The organism is Pseudomonas sp. GXM4 (genome assembly GCF_008923895.1).
In the GTDB taxonomy this organism is placed as follows: Bacteria; Pseudomonadota; Gammaproteobacteria; order Pseudomonadales; family Pseudomonadaceae; genus Aquipseudomonas; species Aquipseudomonas atacamensis.
Genome location: NZ_WBRZ01000128.1, coordinates 1 through 15,801 on the forward strand (window position 1 = coordinate 1; position 15,801 = coordinate 15,801).

16 protein-coding genes and 1 pseudogene are annotated in these 15,801 nt (G+C 61.9%); 11 read left to right on the forward strand and 6 right to left on the reverse strand.

The genetic code is table 11. The features are described 5' to 3' along the window. Positions 1–79: 79 nt before the first annotated feature. Entirely contained in the window at positions 80–1,015 is a 936-nt protein-coding gene (locus F8N49_RS16480) for a LysR family transcriptional regulator (RefSeq protein ID WP_110645842.1), read from the forward strand. Between the two features lie 44 nt (positions 1,016–1,059). Here the strand turns inward: F8N49_RS16480 and F8N49_RS16485 are convergent, their stop codons facing one another. Together F8N49_RS16485 and F8N49_RS16490 are read right to left on the reverse strand one after the other, a co-directional pair. Beyond that, positions 1,060–1,677 (reverse strand): DNA-3-methyladenine glycosylase, encoded by a 618-nt coding sequence (locus F8N49_RS16485; protein WP_151551918.1) that lies wholly within the window; start codon positions 1,675–1,677, stop codon positions 1,060–1,062. Between the two features lie 58 nt (positions 1,678–1,735). After that, positions 1,736–2,818 carry a bifunctional transcriptional activator/DNA repair enzyme AdaA gene (locus tag F8N49_RS16490; protein ID WP_151551919.1) on the reverse strand — a complete coding sequence of 361 codons (1,083 nt, stop codon included), beginning with the start codon at positions 2,816–2,818 and terminating at the stop codon, positions 1,736–1,738. Positions 2,819–2,927: 109 nt separating this feature from the next. On the opposite strand from F8N49_RS16490, the gene F8N49_RS16495 reads away from it, so the two are divergent. After that, on the forward strand, positions 2,928–3,359 hold the full coding sequence (locus F8N49_RS16495; RefSeq protein WP_151551920.1) for a VOC family protein: 432 nt from the start codon (positions 2,928–2,930) through the stop codon (positions 3,357–3,359). Here the strand turns inward: F8N49_RS16495 and F8N49_RS16500 are convergent. Continuing rightward, the gene (locus tag F8N49_RS16500; protein ID WP_151551921.1) at positions 3,341–4,459 is read right to left on the reverse strand and encodes a carboxylate-amine ligase; all 1,119 of its coding nucleotides are present in this window, start codon (positions 4,457–4,459) and stop codon (positions 3,341–3,343) included. The genes F8N49_RS16495 and F8N49_RS16500 overlap by 19 nt on opposite strands. 161 nt (positions 4,460–4,620) lie before the next feature. Here F8N49_RS16500 and F8N49_RS16505 point away from each other — a divergent pair, with 161 nt between their 5' ends. The 4 genes from F8N49_RS16505 (at position 4,621) to F8N49_RS16520 (ending at position 8,700) form a co-directional block, all read left to right on the forward strand. Further along, entirely contained in the window at positions 4,621–4,896 is a 276-nt protein-coding gene (locus tag F8N49_RS16505; RefSeq protein ID WP_122746962.1) for a hypothetical protein, read from the forward strand. Between the two features lie 194 nt (positions 4,897–5,090). Next, positions 5,091–5,696, forward strand: a complete 606-nt coding sequence (locus F8N49_RS16510; RefSeq protein ID WP_071171835.1) for a biliverdin-producing heme oxygenase — start codon at positions 5,091–5,093, stop codon at positions 5,694–5,696. After that, on the forward strand, positions 5,693–7,930 hold the full coding sequence (locus F8N49_RS16515; protein WP_151551922.1) for an ATP-binding protein: 2,238 nt from the start codon (positions 5,693–5,695) through the stop codon (positions 7,928–7,930). The genes F8N49_RS16510 and F8N49_RS16515 overlap by 4 nt, the downstream gene beginning before the upstream one ends. 182 nt (positions 7,931–8,112) lie before the next feature. Next, entirely contained in the window at positions 8,113–8,700 is a 588-nt protein-coding gene (locus F8N49_RS16520; protein ID WP_073475320.1) for a LysE family translocator, read from the forward strand. Positions 8,701–8,752: 52 nt separating this feature from the next. Here the strand turns inward: F8N49_RS16520 and F8N49_RS16525 are convergent, their stop codons facing one another. Continuing rightward, a complete protein-coding gene (locus F8N49_RS16525) occupies positions 8,753–9,586 on the reverse strand; it encodes an AraC family transcriptional regulator (RefSeq protein ID WP_151551923.1) in 834 nt (277 codons plus the stop codon). A 35-nt stretch (positions 9,587–9,621) separates the two neighbouring features. Next, positions 9,622–9,699: pseudogene (locus tag F8N49_RS16530) on the reverse strand (VOC family protein); the annotation flags it as partial. A 55-nt stretch (positions 9,700–9,754) separates the two neighbouring features. On the opposite strand from F8N49_RS16530, the gene F8N49_RS16535 reads away from it, so the two are divergent. After that, positions 9,755–10,147, forward strand: coding sequence for a GFA family protein (locus F8N49_RS16535; protein ID WP_122880104.1), 393 nt, complete (start codon positions 9,755–9,757; stop codon positions 10,145–10,147). A gap of 311 nt (positions 10,148–10,458) precedes the next feature. Here F8N49_RS16535 and F8N49_RS16540 read toward each other — a convergent pair whose 3' ends face one another. After that, entirely contained in the window at positions 10,459–11,289 is an 831-nt protein-coding gene (locus tag F8N49_RS16540) for an alpha/beta fold hydrolase (RefSeq protein ID WP_122746957.1), read from the reverse strand. Between the two features lie 248 nt (positions 11,290–11,537). On the opposite strand from F8N49_RS16540, the gene F8N49_RS16545 reads away from it, so the two are divergent. From F8N49_RS16545 to F8N49_RS16560, 4 genes are read left to right on the forward strand one after another with little or no spacing between them, the layout of a single operon-like run. Continuing rightward, positions 11,538–11,993, forward strand: a complete 456-nt coding sequence (locus F8N49_RS16545; RefSeq protein ID WP_151551924.1) for a (2Fe-2S)-binding protein — start codon at positions 11,538–11,540, stop codon at positions 11,991–11,993. Between the two features lie 22 nt (positions 11,994–12,015). Then, positions 12,016–14,178, forward strand: coding sequence for a xanthine dehydrogenase family protein molybdopterin-binding subunit (locus F8N49_RS16550; RefSeq protein WP_071171841.1), 2,163 nt, complete (start codon positions 12,016–12,018; stop codon positions 14,176–14,178). Position 14,179: 1 nt separating this feature from the next. Next, entirely contained in the window at positions 14,180–14,758 is a 579-nt protein-coding gene (locus F8N49_RS16555; RefSeq protein WP_071171842.1) for a hypothetical protein, read from the forward strand. A 54-nt stretch (positions 14,759–14,812) separates the two neighbouring features. Next, complete coding sequence (locus F8N49_RS16560) at positions 14,813–15,775, forward strand: sensor domain-containing diguanylate cyclase (RefSeq protein ID WP_071171843.1); 963 nt, start codon at positions 14,813–14,815, stop codon at positions 15,773–15,775. Positions 15,776–15,801: the final 26 nt, after the last annotated feature.

The following is a 15,801-nucleotide window of genomic DNA, read 5'->3' on the forward strand; positions in this document are numbered from 1 at the left end:
AGGAGCGTGGGAACGATCAGGGCCATCGCATCACGGCTTGCAGCTTGACGCTTGCAGCTTGCAACTGGAGCAAAGCGACATGACCATCAAACAGATCCGTGCCTTTCTCGCCGTGGCTCACAGCCTCAGTTTCGCTGTGGCCTGCGAGCGTCTGCACCTGTCGCAGTCAGCGCTGAGCCTGACCATCAAGGCGCTGGAAGAGGGCCTTGGCGGGCGTTTATTCAGCCGTAACACGCGCAACGTTGCGTTGACCCCGGAAGGCGAGTCCCTGCTGCCGCTGGCGCGCCGCTTGATCGCCGATTGGGACAACGCCGAAGACGAGATGCGCCAGCGTTTCAGCCTTCAGCGCGGACGTGTGACGCTGGCGGCGATGCCGTCGTTTGCCGGCAATCTGCTGCCGCCGATTCTCAAGAGCTTCCGCGCGCGTTATCCGAACGTCAACGTCACGGTCAACGACGTGATCAACGAGCAAGTGCTGGAAATGGTCCGCGATCGTCAGGTTGAACTCGGTGTGGCGTTCGCGCCGATGCAGAGCACGTCGATGACATTCACCCCTTTGTATGTCGATCGCTTTGTCGCCGTGGTGCCGGCCGATTCAGCGCTGGCCGGTCGCGCCGACATCGATTGGCAGACTTTGCTGCAGGAACCGTTCATCACCCTGCAGCGGCCATCAACGGTGCGGGTGATGCTGGAAGAGCATTTGCAGGCGCGCGGAATGAAGTTGCCGGTGGAATTCGAGAGCCATCAATTGGCGACGGTCGGGCGAATGGTTGCCAGCGGGCTTGGGGTCAGCGCGGTGCCGGCATTGTGCGCGGGGCAAATGCGTGAGCTGGGCGCGCATTGCCTGACCTTGAATGATTCTGTGGAGCGGGCGATTGGCGTGTTGACCGAGCCGGGCAATGAACTGTCGGCGGCGGCGCAGGCGTTATTCGAGATTCTCAAGGCGGAAGATTTGCAGCGCCAGTTCGATTTCCCCCTCACCCCAGAAGCGCGGAAACAGAGCGCCGAACGCTGATTCAGTGTGGGAGCGAGCCTGCTCGCGAAGAACGATAACGCGGTCTAAGCCTTGGCCACGCGCCACAGATACCAGGCCGCGACCGTCCGATAAGGCTTCCACGCCTGGCCAATCTCGATCATCTGTTTGCGCGTCGGCTGCACCTCCAGTCCCTTCAAGCGCCGATATCCCTCACGCACGCCAAAATCATCCGCCGGCAGGATGTCCATGCGTTCGAGGCTGTAGATCAACAGCATCTCCACGGTCCAGCGGCCGACACCGCGCAAACTGGTCAGGCGTTCGATCAGGGTTTCATCGTCCATCGCCCGTGCAGTCGGGTAATCCGGCACCACGCCGTCCAGCGTCGCCTGGGCGATCCCTTGAATCGTCGCAATCTTGCTCGCTGAAAAGCCACAAGCACGCAGTCGCTCGACCTCAGTCGCGAGAATCTGCTCAGGGCGTGGAAACACCTGACCGGGAAACAACCCCACTAAACGCCCAAGGATCGCATCGCCGGCCTTGGCGTGCAGTTGCTGATAGGCAATCGCCCGTACTAGCGATTCATACGGGTCGCGCGCTGGATGTGGTTGATGCAGGCACGGGCCGACGGCGCTGATATGGCGCTGCCAGTCAGTGTCTATCGCGGCCAGAAAAGCGCTGGCCATCTCATACATGTCAGCCATGTTGCGGTGATTCGGACATACCCATCGAAATCCCTACTTGCGTGTTGGATTGCATGGCTCAAAAAGCCAATTGTTGAGTCATTTGCAGCGCGGCGTTTTCCAGCCTGAGCAGGAACGCCTTGCGCGGTTGTCCGCCACCATAACCGGTCAGCGAACCGTCTGCGCCGATCACTCGGTGGCACGGCACCACGATCGACAGCCGATTGTGCCCGTTGGCCAGCCCGACGGCACGGCTGGCGCCGGGTTTGCCCAGGCCTGCCGCGATGGCGCCGTACGTGCTGGTGTGGCCGTAGGGAATTTGCAGCAGCGCCGCCCACACCTCACGGGCGAAAGCGCTGCCGGGCAGGTGCAGCGGCACGCTGAACTGAGTGAGTTTGCCGGCAAAGTAATCCGCCAGTTGCACCTCGATCTGCTGCAAGTGGGTGTTGTGACCCGGCGCAACCGCGTAGCCATAACGGTTCTGCAGCGCTTCGACTTCACGGGTCAGCGCCGGGCGATCGAGAAATTCCAACAACACCAGCCCACGGCGCTCGGCCATGGCGATCATCGGCCCCAGCGGCGTGGTCAGGCGGGTGAACAGCAACGGTTCACTATTGGCCGCGCGGCCCGGGGTGATATGGAAGGACTTCTGAAACGCGTCGCGAAAACCACTGAGCGATTCATAGCCGGAGTCGAACGCGGCGTGATCGATCGAAGTGCCTTGCCTGATTCCGCCCAGAGCCATGCCAAGGCGACGTGTGCGCAGCCAGGCGTGGAAGGTCATGCCGAAGTGCTGCTTGAACCAGCGTCGCAGCTTCAGCGGTTCGATGCCCTCGGCGAGCAATTGCGCATCGCTCCAGCGCCGTTCGGGATCGGCGTCCACCGCATTGAGCAGGCGCTGCACCCAGTCCGGGGCGATGGCCGCTGCGTCCAGCGGTTTGCAGCGCAGGCAGGCGCGGTAGCCGGCGCACAGGCATTCGTCGGCGTGGGCGAAGAATTCGACGTTTTCCGGTTTCGGCTTGCGCGCCGTGCAACTGGGGCGGCAAAAGATCCCGGTGGTTTTCACGGCGGTGAAGAACACGCCTTCATAGGCAGTGTCGCGCTCGAGCATGGCGCGAACCATTTCGGCGTGGGGCGGCAGGACAGCGGCTGGTATGTTCATGGCCAGAGAGTAAATCCGCTTTGTCGATGGCTCCACCGAAAAATCGACAGTGAATTTTTTCCCTTGTGCAGCACAATGGGCGGGTCGCCGCTTTCGAGGAAGCCAACCCATGCATCCGTTTTCCATTCAGCGCATCGATCACATCGTTCTGCGCGTCGCCGACCTGCAACGCAGCATCGATTTCTACGCCAAGGTGTTCGGCGCCGAAGTGGTCAGGCATAACCAGCCGCTGGGGCTGGTGCATTTGCGCGCTGGCACGTCGATGATCGATCTCGTCGATTTGGCGGGCGAACTCGGGCGCAAGGGCGGTGGCGCGGCGCAGGCGCAGCGACGCAATGTCGACCACTTCTGCCTGCGCATCGAACCGTTCGATGAAGCCGCGCTCATCGCTCACCTGCAATCCTTCGGGCTGACCGTTGAACAAGCCGCCAGGCGTTTCGGCGCCGAGGGTTACGGCTTGTCGCTGTACTGCTTTGACCCGGACGGCAATCAGGTCGAACTCAAAGGCCCGTCCGAGAGCGATCAGCCAGCGGTTTCCTGAAGCAGCTGCTCGGCCACTTGCCCGAGGGCCGAACGGCCGTTTTGCGCTTGTTCAGACGCCAGATTGAACAGCGCCAGTTGCCGATCGGCGCTGGTGCCGCTGTCGATGATCGCCCGGGCACGCTCGAACAACTGCGCCGCGCCCAGTGTCTGCGCCGTCTCGGCAAAGCGCTGCTCGGCCAGCTCCAGCCACTGCGCGAGCGAACAGTCGCCGTCGATGCCTTCGACCAAAAAGCGCGCATGAATCCCCTGATGTTTGGCGCGCCAGCGATTTTCCTCCAGCATCGAACGCGCGGTCTGGTCGTACAGCAAACCGGGCCGCCGCTGCGCACTGGCATGAGCCACCAATACGCGGAAAAACGCCGCAAGGGTCAGCGCATCATCGACCCGAGGGCAAGCGTCGGTCATGCGCAGTTCCAGGGTCGGAAAACGCGCCGCCGGGCGCATCCCCCACCAGCACTCGCCGGGCTGGCTGATCGCGCCGATGCGCGTGAGAAACGCCAAGTGCTCGTCGTAATGGCGCTGATCGGCGAACCGCGGCGGGATGCCCATGCGTGGCCACTCGTCACACGCGGTCTGCCGATAGCTCATGAAGCCGCTGGCGGCGCCATCCCAGATCGGCGACGAACAGCTCAGCGCCAACAGCAGCGGCGTCCAGGGCAGCACTTCGTTCATCACCGCAATGCGATCCAGCGGCTCTGCCACCTCGACGTGCACATGCAGGCCCGACAGCACGCTGCGGCGGGCAACATGGCCGTAGCGCTCGAACAGATGATGGAAATGTTCCTCGTCGGTCGGAACCTGCTCGCGCCAGTCGGACAGCGGATGACTGCCGGCGCTGAGCACGCCCAGAGCAAATGTCTCCAGGGCCGCGCGCAAGGCCTGACGGCTGCCACGCAGAAAATCACTGGCGTGCGCGAAATCGCTGAATACCGGCGAAGCCACTTCGATCTGCCCCTGAAACATCTCCGTGGCAAACCACACACCCAGCGCCGCCCGGCAAGCCTCGATGGCCTGTGGCGGCGGACTGCCGACCATGCGCAGGCTCTGCAGGTCAGTGAGAAAGTACTCTTCCTCAATGCCGAATCGCGGGTGGCTCATGACGGTGCTCGAGCAAGTGGTTCTCTTGAGAACCGTGCGCCGTTGCGGTGGTTCACGCCAGGCGACCAGTGCCCCGCGAGTGCACCGTTGGTCTTGTCCATTGCACTTGAGCGGCCAGGGCGTTTCCAAATAAGTCCGATCAACGTGTTCTGGAGGCACACATGAGCAACCCATCCAGCAATGACAAAGCGCTTAACCAAACCGTCAATCCCAACGACGACGGCTTCGCCATCGGCACGGCCGGGCGCGATGAAGACCCCAACGCCACCACCGACTGGGATGTCAGCCGCGATAACGAGGATGTCATGACGCCGGACGATACTCGCGGTCTGCCCGGTTATCCCGGCGCCGAAAAAAACAATCCTTCGAAACCCGTTGCCGACAGCAGCGTACCGGCCAACGGCGATCCATCGGTGCAGAACGACGGCGCTGATTGAGGTGGTCAGCAGTGGCAGGATAATGGCGTCGGTCGAACTTTTCTGATCCGGCGCCACTCTGAACCTGTCATAGGGTCGCAGTTCGACAGAAAAAACGCTTCGGCAGGCAGAAAAAGCTGCGTGGCGTGATAAATTCCCCCCACGTCGAGCCCACCCAGAATGGCCCCTGCCGGGTCCCACCAAGAGCGATCTACATGCAAGCAAAGGCCCGTGAGGTTTATGTGCCACCGGTGCTGCAAGATCTGCGGGCCGGCACAGCCGAACTGCACATCGCACTGGAAAAACGCCTTCCTTTTTTCTCCGACACCCTCGATACCCCCGCTTTCGAGCGCTTGATGCAGGCCTATTACGGGTTCTATCAGCCACTCGAACAGGCTTTGCTCGCCAGTGGCGCGGTCCCGGACGATTTCAATCTGCTGCCTCGTCTGAAGGCTGACACCCTGCGCGCCGACCTGCGCGCACTGGGGGCAACCGCTGATGATTTGCCGCTGTGTGAAGATCTGCCAGTCATTGACTCCAGCGCCGCTAGTCTCGGCGTTTTGTACGTACTCGAAGGCGCGACTCTCGGCGGGCAGATCCTGCGTCGGGAGATCGCCGCGCGGCTGAATCTGGACGCCGACAATGGCGCTGCCTTCCTCGATGTCTACGGCGCGGCCACCGGGCGGCGCTGGCGCGAGTTCATCGAATACCTGAGCAACCGGCCCATGGCGGCCAGCGAACGCGCGGCCGTGGTCAGCGCAGCACAAACCACATTCAGCTGTTTCGAGCAGTGGCTCGAGCGCCAGGAGGTACTGGCATGAACCCGCAAGACCCACAAGCCTTTGAAGAACTGCTGGCCAACTGTGCCGACGAGCCGATCCGCTTTCCTGGCGCGATCCAGCCCCATGGCCTGCTGCTGACCCTGACCGAGCCTGCGCTGCAGATCATTCAGGTCAGCGCCAACGTCGCAACCCTGCTGGTCCGCGCGCCCGAATCCTTGATCGGCCAGCCGCTGCACAGTCTGATCGGCGCCGAACACACCGCGCAAGTGCTGCAAGCCTTGCAACAGGCGACGTTCTCCGAGGCGGCGCCCCTGCGTTTCGAGCTTAACGGCACTGAATTCGAAGGTTTGCTGCACCGCCATCAGGGCGTGCTGATTCTCGAACTGGAAATTCACGTGAAGAATTTCCAGCCGCGCAACGTCGCCGGGATCAATACCCACTTGGGCCGCATGCTCCAGCGCCTGCAAGCGGCGACCACGCTGCAGGCCCTGTACGACATCAGCGTCAAGGAAATCCAGGCGATGACCGGTTACGACCGGGTGCTGATCTATCGCTTCGAGGAGGAGGGCCACGGTCAGGTCATCGCCGAAGCGTCCGATCCATCGATGGAAGTGTTCAACGGCCTGTTCTTCCCGGCTTCGGACATTCCCGAGCAGGCGCGCGAGCTGTACCGCACCAATTGGCTGCGGATCATCCCCAACGCCGATTATCAGCCGGTGCCACTGGTGCCGAAGCTGCGCCCGGACACGCAGACGCCGCTGGACCTCAGTTTCGCCACGCTGCGCAGCGTCTCGCCGATTCACTGCCAGTACATGAAGAACATGGGCGTGCTGTCGTCGATGAGCATTTCCCTGCTCAAGGGCGACAAGCTCTGGGGCCTGATCAGCTGCGGCAATCGCCAGCCGCTGCACGTGCCGCATGAATTGCGCATGGCTTGTCAGACCATCGGTCAGGTCTTGTCATTGCAGATCAGCGCCATGGAAACCCTTGAGTTGACCCGCCAGCGTGAAGAGAAGGTCGAAGCGCTGGCGCGGCTCAATCAGGCGATGGTCGATTCGCCGCAAAACGTCTTCGACGGCCTCGCCCAGCAGCCTGCAACATTGATGGCTCTGGTCAATGCCGGCGGCATCGCGATCATCGAAGACAAGCAGTTGCACCGTTACGGCAACTGCCCTGAACCGGAAGAAATTCGCGCGCTGCACAAGTGGTTGCAGGCGCGCGGCGAGCCGGTGTTCGCCAGCCATCACCTGTCCAGCGTTTACCCACCTGCGGCGCAGTATCAGTCGGTAGCCAGTGGTGTGCTTGCCATGAGCCTGCCGAAACCGGTGGACAACGGCGTGCTGTGGTTCCGTCCGGAAGTGAAGGAAAACATCAATTGGAGCGGTGACCCGCGCAAGCCGCTGGATCTGGAAAACTCCGACGCCGGGATGCGCCTGCGTCCGCGTACCTCGTTCGAGATCTGGAAGGTCGAGATGGCCGGGATCTCCACCAAGTGGAGCCACGGTGACCGGTTCGCCGCCAATGACCTGCGCCGTTCGGCGCTGGAAAACGATCTGGCCCGTCAGGTACGTCGTGAGCAGGCGGCGGTGCAGGCGCGCGATGATCTGGTAGCGGTGGTTTCCCATGACCTGCGCAACCCGATGACGGTGATTTCGATGCTCTGCGGCATGATGCAGAAAGCCTTTAGCTCGGAGGGCGCGCACACTTCGCGGCGGATTTCCACGGCGATCGACACCATGCAGCAGGCCACGGCGCGGATGAATACGCTGCTGGAGGACCTGCTCGATACCTCGAAAATCGATGCCGGACGTTACTCCATCACTCCGCAGGCGCTGGTGGTCGGGCACATCTTTGAAGAGGCCCAAGCGTTGCTGTCGCCTCTGGCCCATGACAAGGACATCAGCATTTCCTTCCAGGCCGATCCTGACCTGCGCATCCACGCCGACCCCGAGCGGCTGTTTCAGGTGCTGTCGAACCTGGTGGGCAACGCCATCAAGTTCACCCCGCGCATGGGCACCGTGGGCGTGCACGCTAAATCGGTGGGCGACGAGATCGTGTTTATCGTGCGTGACAGTGGCGAAGGCATTCCCAAGGAGCACTTGCCGCATGTGTTTGATCGTTATTGGACGATGAAGGAAGGCAACCCGACCGGAACGGGCCTGGGTTTGTACATCACTCAAGGCATCGTCGAAGCCCATGGCGGCCAGATCGTCGCCGAGAGCGAGCCGGGGCAGGGCAGCGAATTCCGCTTCACCGTGCCGCGCCTGGCCTGAGTGCCCCTTGTAGGTTTCGATCGTTCCCACGCTCTGAATGGGACGCAGAGCGTCCCGGGCTGCATTCCCACGCAGAGCGTGGGAACGATCAGATTCGCAGCCTCAGGGTCATTTTCTTCAATACCGCAAATCCCCCGCTCGCTACCGTAGCCACCTCGTTCCTCGTTTGAAGCAGGTGTGCAATGAGTCTGATTCTTTCCATGGCGGCGTTTGCCCTCGCCGCATCCATCACCCCCGGGCCGGTCAATATCGTCGCCTTGAGTTCAGGCGCGCAGTACGGTTTCCGCGCCAGTCAGCGGCATGTCGCCGGGGCGACGCTGGGGTTTGTGCTGTTGCTGGTGCTGATGGGCCTGGGCCTGCATGAGGTCTTGCAGTTGTGGCCATTCATGACCCGCGTGGTGCAATGGGCCGGGGTGGCGTTTCTGTTGTTCATGGCCTGGAAACTGGCCAGCGATGACGGCCAGTTGAACACCAGCGAATCCGGCCGCGCACCGTCGATGCTCTATGGCGCGGTGATGCAATGGCTCAACCCCAAGGCCTGGCTGGCATGCGTGGCCGGCATGGGCGCATTTGTCGCCGACGGCGAGGCGCGGCTGGTCTGGCAATTTGCGGCGGTGTATCTGGTGATCTGCTATGTGTCGGTGGGCTGCTGGGCGTATGCCGGGACGTTCTTGCGCGGGTATCTGAGCAATGCAGCGGGGATGCGCTGGTTCAATCGGTTGATGGCGTTGTTGCTGGCGGTGAGTGCGGGTTATCTGCTGATCACCTGATTTGCTGTAGGAGCTGACGAGTGCAGGGGTTTGCATGTACGGGAGATAAAAGTCAGCCGCGATACTGCCCCGGCGTTGCCGCCAGATGTTGTTTGAACGCTCGCTGAAAATGCGCCTGATCGGCAAACCCGGCCTGGAGCGCGACATCGGCAATCAATTGGCCGCTGCGCAAGCGCTCGCGGGCGAACTGGATGCGCTGGTTGACCAGGAAGGCATGGGGCGTCATCCCGTAGCGCTGTTTGAACGCACGAATCAGGTATGACGGCGATAGCCGCGCCGCCGCGCAAATTGCCTCGAGGCTCAGTACTTCGGTGCAATGTCCACGGATGAAATCAGCGGCGCGCTCCAGCTTGAAATTCGGCTCATCGACGGGCTCATCCGCCGGATTCAGGCGGACCTGCAAATCACTGAAAAACTCAACCGCCGCGCTGTGTTTCGCCAGTGCCTCCATTTGGTCGTCGAGCAAAACCTCATACAACCCCATCAACTTGCCGAACAGCTCGGCATCAGCCAGATGCGTGTCGGAAAATCGCCGGAATTCCAGCTCCCCAGCAAACCCCAGTTGATGCTGCAAATCCGTCAGCCACGGCGTTTCGACATACAACATCACATACGACCAAGGCTGATCATCGATCGGATTGCAGGCGTGCACATCGCCGGGATTCATCAGCACCACGGTGCCGGCCGCCACTTCATACTGCGCTTGCTCATGCACATAGGTACTGCGCCCGGCGGTGATTGCGCCGATGGAAAAGTGCGCATGGGAATGCCGCGCATAACAGACTTCACGCCCATCCGCGATGGCCCGCGCCTCGATGAAGGGCAGGGCGTCGTCGCGCCAGAAGCGCGGGGCTTTCTCGGGGTTTTTCGCTGTGGCGTGTTTCATCGTGATCGTCCCGGCAGGTCAGCGCCCTGAGTGTATTAGCTCTGGCCGGCGAATGCCCGTTGCAGTGTCGCCACATCAAGCTTTTTCATCTGAAACATCGCCTGCATTGCAGCGCCGACTGTTATAGGCTCTGGGGGCGTGACACCACGAGCGCGATGGAGCTGAACCATGACTGCATTTACCGGCGGATGCCTGTGCGGCGATGTGCGTTTTCAAGCCTCTGGCGAGCCTTACCGGGTCGGACTGTGCCATTGCCTGGACTGTCGCAAGATCCACGGTGCGCTGTTTCATGCCTCGGCGATTTTTCCTGAGGACGCGGTGACCATCAGCGGTGAAACCCATGAGTATCAAGGGCGGCACTTTTGCCCGCGCTGTGGTTCGTCGGTGTTCAATCGCAGTGGTGATGAGGTCGAGGTGAACCTCGGCGCGCTGGATGCGCCGGATCAGTTGAAGCCGACCTATGAGAGCTGGATTGTGCGGCGTGAATCGTGGTTGCCGGATTTTCCGCTGGCCAGGCATTACCGTGGTGATCGTGAAGGCAAAGGGCGGGCAGAGGGGTAGGGGATTGATTCAGCCTTCAGCACGCCTGCAATTTCTGTGGGAGTGAGCTTGCTCGCGATAGCTATCTCAAAGATACGAATGAATAGCGGATCTACCGTGATCCCTGTGGGGGCTGGCTTGCCAGCGATGGCGGCCTTATAGCCGACCAGTCTTTGGCGGATATATACCCAATATCAACTGTGGGAGCGAGCCTGCTCGCGAAGGCGGAGTGTCATTCGCAGATAATTAGACTGGAGCGACGCCTTCGCGGGCAAGCCCGCTCCCACAGGGGATCAGTGTTGCCGATATCGCGGTAATCCTGATTGAGGCGACTACCCGCGAATAAACGCCAACAAATCCGCATTGATGGTTTCAGCCTGCGTCGTCGGCATGCCATGCGGGAAGCCGGGATACGACTTCAGGGTGCCGTTGGGCAGCAGTTTCGCCGATAACGGTGCGGAGTTGGCGTAGGGCACGATCTGGTCATCCTCGCCGTGCATGACCAGCACCGGCACGGTGACTTTTTTCAGGTCTTCGGTGAAGTCGGTCTGCGAGAACGCGACGATGCCGTCGTAGTGCGCCTTGGCGCCGCCGATCATGCCCTGGCGCCACCAGTTGGCGATAATTCCTTCAGCCGGCTCGGCGCCCGGGCGGTTATAGCCGTAGAAAGGTCCGCTCGGCACATCGCGATAGAACTGCGCGCGATTCGCCGCCAACTGCGCTTGAAAGCCATCGAACACCGATTTCGGCAAACCGCCCGGGTTGCTTTCGGTTTGCACCATCAGCGGTGGTACGGCGCTGATCAATACCGCTTTGCTGACCTTGTCCTGACCATGTCGGGCAATGTAATGGATCACTTCGCCGCCGCCGGTGGAATGGCCGACGTGCACCACGTTGCTCGTACCCAGATGATTGACCACGGCCAGCACATCGTCGGCGTAGTGGTCCATGTCGTGGCCATCCCAGACCTGGCTGGAGCGCCCGTGTCCACGTCGATCATGGGCAATCACCCGAAAGCCCTGCGCGAGAAAGAACAGCATCTGCGCATCCCAGTCATCGGAACTGAGCGGCCAGCCGTGGTGGAAGTGGATCACCGGCGCGTCGCGCGGGCCCCAGTCCTTGTAGAAGATATCGACGCCGTCTCGAGTGGTGACAAAGCCCATATTCGTTACTCCTGACCTGTGATGGACAACCGCGAGGTACGCGGACCGTTTGCGCAGAGGTACGACGACTCAGTGCGAGCCGTTATCAACTGTAGGAGCAATGCCGGGGTCTGCATGACCGCTGGTCACAACGTCTGGCTTGCTGCGCAAATTAGGCTTTGCTGAAAGGGATAAGCGCGGGCGTCCGTAGGTTTTTCCGACCACAGCGACGCCCCTTCGCACCACCGTGAGCCTGAGGAAATCCGCCGATGCTGACCCTGAATATCAATGGCAAGGATCAGGAGCTCGATGTCCCCGCCGACATGCCGCTGCTCTGGGTTCTGCGCGACGTCGCGCACCTGACCGGGACCAAGTTCGGCTGTGGCATGGCCCAGTGCGGCGCCTGCACCGTTCACGTCGACGGCGCGCCTTTGCGCTCCTGTATCACCCCGGCGACTGCGGTCGCCCACGGGCAGAAAATCCTCACCATCGAGGGCTTGTCCAGTGATGGCTCGCACCCGGTGCAGCAGGCCTGGGCCGAGCTGGACGTGGTGCAGTGCGGTTACTGTCAGTCCGGGCAGATCATGTCCGCCGCCGCGTTGCTGGCGAAAATTCCCAAGCCCACCGACAGCAATATCGATCAGGCGCTCTCCGGCAATATCTGCCGCTGCGGCACCTATCCGCGCATTCGCGCGGCGGTCAAACGCGCCGCCGAAATCGGCTGAGTCATTCTCTGGGAGAGGAACGATGAACAGTCCCGTATCGCGTCGCGGGTTTCTCAAGGGCAGCGCACTATTAAGCGGCGGCTTGATGGTGGCGTTCGTGATGCCCGGGGCCAATCGCTTTGCCCGGGCGGCAGAAAATCAGAACAAGACCTTCGCGCCCAACGCGTTCCTGCGCATTGCGGCGGACAACAGCGTCACCGTGCTGCTCGGTCATTCGGAAATGGGCCAGGGCATCTGGACCGGCCTGACCATGCTGATCGCCGAAGAACTGGATGCCGACTGGTCGAAAATCCGCGTTGAGCACTCGCCAGCCTCGGCGGCCGATTACGGCTTGCCGGCATTTGGCGGCATGCAGATCACCGGAGGCTCGACGTCGACCTGGATGGAATTCGACCGCTACCGATTGGCCGGGGCGACGGCGCGGCAGATGCTCGTGGAAGCCGCAGCGAAACGCTTCAACGTCGCGCCGTCGACGATTCGCACGGAGTCCGGCGTGGTCATCGCCGGGAATCAACGCGCGACCTACGGCGAACTGGCCGATGCCGCCGGGCAACTGCCGGTGCCGGATCCGAAAACCATCACCTTCAAGGAGGCCAAGGACTGGAAAGTCATCGGCAAACCGACCAAGCGCCTCGATACCCCGGAAAAGATCACCGGCCGCGCCAGGTTCGGCATGGACGTGCAGTTCGAGGGCCTGATGACCGCGATGGTCGCCCGCGCGCCGGTGTTCGGTGCCACGGTGAAATCCTTCGAAGGCGCCGCAGCGCTGGCCATTCCCGGCGTGCACAAGGTGGTGCAGGTGCCCAGCGGCGTGGCGGTGGTGGCCGAGCATTTCTGGGCGGCGAAGCTGGGCCGTGATGCGCTGAAGGTCGATTGGGACCTGGGGCCGCTGGCCGACATGAGCAGTGAAAAACTGCTGGAGAGTTTCCGCAAACTGGCGGCGACGCCGGGCACTTCCGCCACTCAGGCGGGGGACGCCAAGGCCAATTTCGGCAAAGCCGCGAAGAAAATCGAGGTCGAATACAGCGTGCCGTATCTGGCCCACGCGCCGATGGAACCGCTCAATTGCACGGTGAAAATCAGCGCCGGCAAATGCGAGATCTGGACTGGTACGCAATTTCAGACGCTGGACCAAATGGTCGCCAGCAAGATTACCGGGCTCAAGCCCGAGCAGGTCGAAATTCACACCGAATTCCTCGGCGGTGGTTTTGGTCGCCGCGCCAATCCGACCTCGGATTTCGTCGCCGAAGCCGTGCAAGTGGCGAAAGCGGCGGGCCTGCCGGTGAAAACCGTGTGGGCGCGCGAAGATGACATTCGCGGCGGCTACTACCGCTCGATGTACCTGCACAAGGCGCAGGTCGGGCTGGGCGCCGATGGTTTGCCGATGAGCTGGCAGCATGTGCTGGTGGGGCAGTCGATCATGGCCGGGACGATGCTTGAGGCGACGATGGTCAAGAACGGCATCGATGCCACCTCGGTCGAGGGCGTGGCCGACAGTCCGTATATCAAGGATCTGCCTCATCATCAGGTCGACCTGCATTCGCCGCAGACCGGCATCAATGTGTTGTGGCTGCGTTCGGTGGGCCATACCCACACGGGTTTTGTCATGGAATCGCTGATCGATGAACTGGCGACGGCGGCGGGCAAGGATCCGGTGGAGTACCGGCGCACGCTGCTCAAGGCGCACCCGCGCCACCTCGGCGTGCTCAATCTGGCGGTGGAGAAGGCCAACTGGGGCGCGCCGTTGCCGGACGGGCATGCTCTGGGCGTGGCGGTACACGAGTCGTTCGGCAGCTACGTGGCGCAAGTGGCGGAGGTGTCTCAGGACAATCTGGCGATCCGCGTGCATCGGGTGGTCTGCGCGGTGGACTGCGGCATTGCAGTGAATCCGCAGAGCATCGCCGCGCAAATGGAATCGTGCATCACCTTCGGTCTCGGCATGGCCTTGCACAGCAAACTCACCGTCAAGGACGGCGGCGTCGTGCAGTCCAACTATCACGATTATCAGGTGTTGCGGCTCAACGAAATGCCGGTGGTGGAAGTGCATATCGTCCCCAGCAGCGAAAAACCCGGCGGCATCGGTGAGCCCGGTGTGCCACCGACCGCGCCGGCCGTGGCCAACGCCGTGTTCGCCTTGACCGGGCAACGCCTGCGCGAACTGCCACTGCAACTGTCGGGGGTGTGAGATGAAACGACATCTTGTGTTGGGCACCGTCGTGTTGCTCGGTCTCGGTGGCTACGCCTCGGACCTGTTTGCCGAGGATCAGGAAGCTCTGAAAGCCTTTGGCACGGTGCAGAAAGTCTTTCAGAGCCCGCGCTGCCAGAATTGCCACATTCCCGGCGATTCGCCGTTGCAGTTCGACGCCGGCATCCCCCACGCGATGAGCGTGGTGCGCGGCATGGACGGCAAGGGCGCCGCCGGTTTGCCTTGCGCGACCTGCCACGCCGAAAGCAACCCGCCGGCCAGTTACGGCCCTCACGCGCCGCCGGGTGCGCCGCACTGGAGCCTGCCGCCGGCGGCGCACAAAATGGCCTGGATCGGCCTGCCCTCGGACAAGCTCTGCGCGATGATCAAGGACCGCGCGAGCAATGGCGACCGGGATTTCGCCGCGCTGTTAAAACACGTCAGCGAAGACAAACTGGTGCTCTGGGGCTGGAATCCCGGGGCAGGGCGCGCACCGGTGCCAGTGCCGCACGATATTTTCGTCGCGCAATTCAAACTCTGGGCCGATGCCGGCGGGCCGTGTCCGGTGGCGCAAATGTGATGCCCCGACGATTAAGCGCTACGCTGAACGCATGACTGTCTACGGAGTGTGCGCATGCTGGTGCCCGGAAAACCTGCCAATGAAGCTGCACGAATCGACGCGCTGCATGGCCTCAACCTCGACTCGGCCCCTGAAGAGCGCTTTGATCGTCTGACTCGGCTGGCCAAGCGCTTGTTCAACGTGCCGATCGCCCTGGTCACGCTGGTCGACACGGATCGCCAGTGGTTCAAGTCCTGTGTGGGTCTGGATGTCAGCGAGACGTCCCGCGATGTCTCGTTCTGCGGTCATGCGATTCTGCAGAACGAGCTGATGCTGGTGCCCGATGCGCTGGAAGATCTGCGCTTCCATGACAATCCGCTGGTTACCGGTGCGCCGAATATTCGCTTTTACGCCGGGTACCCACTGACCGTGCCGGACGGTAACAAAATGGGCACCTTATGCCTGATTGATACCAAACCTCGCCATCTTGATGACGAAGAGCGCGCGCTGCTGCGTGACCTCGCGGAGATGGCCGAGCAAGAGTTGATGGCGGTGCAGATGGCGAGCATGGATGAGTTGACGCTGCTGTCCAATCGCCGTGGTTTCAAGCAACTGGCCCAGCATGCACTGGATGCCTGCGCGCGCCTGAACCGGCCGGCGACGCTGCTGTTTTTCGACCTCAACGACTTCAAGCAGATCAACGATCTGTACGGCCATGCCGAAGGCGACAGTGCACTGAAGACCTTCGCCGATGTGTTGCGCATTGCCTTTCGTGAAAGCGACGTGGTCGGACGCCTGGGCGGCGATGAGTTCGTCGCATTGCTGACCGGCTCCAGCCACGTTGAAACCACGCGGATCATGGCCCGGCTCAAGGAAATCCTCGAAGAGCGCAACGCCACGCTGCACCGTGGTTATGCGATTCGTTTCAGCGTCGGCCAGATCGAATACGACCCCACGCGCCACGAAACCGTCGATCGGCTGCTCGCCGATGCGGATGGCGCGATGTATGCGCACAAGCAAGCTCTGAAAGGCTGCTAGCGCCGGCACCATCGCTGGCGAGCCAG

What these genes read in the sequence shown, in the direction of transcription:
- F8N49_RS16480 (WP_110645842.1), top strand. Translation starts at nt 80, where the DNA reads ATGACCATCAAACAGATCCGTGCCTTTCTCGCCGTGGCTCACAGCCTC.
- F8N49_RS16485 (WP_151551918.1), bottom strand. Translation starts at nt 1,677, where the DNA reads ATGGCTGACATGTATGAGATGGCCAGCGCTTTTCTGGCCGCGATAGAC.
- F8N49_RS16490 (WP_151551919.1), bottom strand. Translation starts at nt 2,818, where the DNA reads ATGAACATACCAGCCGCTGTCCTGCCGCCCCACGCCGAAATGGTTCGC.
- F8N49_RS16495 (WP_151551920.1), top strand. Translation starts at nt 2,928, where the DNA reads ATGCATCCGTTTTCCATTCAGCGCATCGATCACATCGTTCTGCGCGTC.
- F8N49_RS16500 (WP_151551921.1), bottom strand. Translation starts at nt 4,459, where the DNA reads ATGAGCCACCCGCGATTCGGCATTGAGGAAGAGTACTTTCTCACTGAC.
- F8N49_RS16505 (WP_122746962.1), top strand. Translation starts at nt 4,621, where the DNA reads ATGAGCAACCCATCCAGCAATGACAAAGCGCTTAACCAAACCGTCAAT.
- F8N49_RS16510 (WP_071171835.1), top strand. Translation starts at nt 5,091, where the DNA reads ATGCAAGCAAAGGCCCGTGAGGTTTATGTGCCACCGGTGCTGCAAGAT.
- F8N49_RS16515 (WP_151551922.1), top strand. Translation starts at nt 5,693, where the DNA reads ATGAACCCGCAAGACCCACAAGCCTTTGAAGAACTGCTGGCCAACTGT.
- F8N49_RS16520 (WP_073475320.1), top strand. Translation starts at nt 8,113, where the DNA reads ATGAGTCTGATTCTTTCCATGGCGGCGTTTGCCCTCGCCGCATCCATC.
- F8N49_RS16525 (WP_151551923.1), bottom strand. Translation starts at nt 9,586, where the DNA reads ATGAAACACGCCACAGCGAAAAACCCCGAGAAAGCCCCGCGCTTCTGG.
- F8N49_RS16535 (WP_122880104.1), top strand. Translation starts at nt 9,755, where the DNA reads ATGACTGCATTTACCGGCGGATGCCTGTGCGGCGATGTGCGTTTTCAA.
- F8N49_RS16540 (WP_122746957.1), bottom strand. Translation starts at nt 11,289, where the DNA reads ATGGGCTTTGTCACCACTCGAGACGGCGTCGATATCTTCTACAAGGAC.
- F8N49_RS16545 (WP_151551924.1), top strand. Translation starts at nt 11,538, where the DNA reads ATGCTGACCCTGAATATCAATGGCAAGGATCAGGAGCTCGATGTCCCC.
- F8N49_RS16550 (WP_071171841.1), top strand. Translation starts at nt 12,016, where the DNA reads ATGAACAGTCCCGTATCGCGTCGCGGGTTTCTCAAGGGCAGCGCACTA.
- F8N49_RS16555 (WP_071171842.1), top strand. Translation starts at nt 14,180, where the DNA reads ATGAAACGACATCTTGTGTTGGGCACCGTCGTGTTGCTCGGTCTCGGT.
- F8N49_RS16560 (WP_071171843.1), top strand. Translation starts at nt 14,813, where the DNA reads ATGCTGGTGCCCGGAAAACCTGCCAATGAAGCTGCACGAATCGACGCG.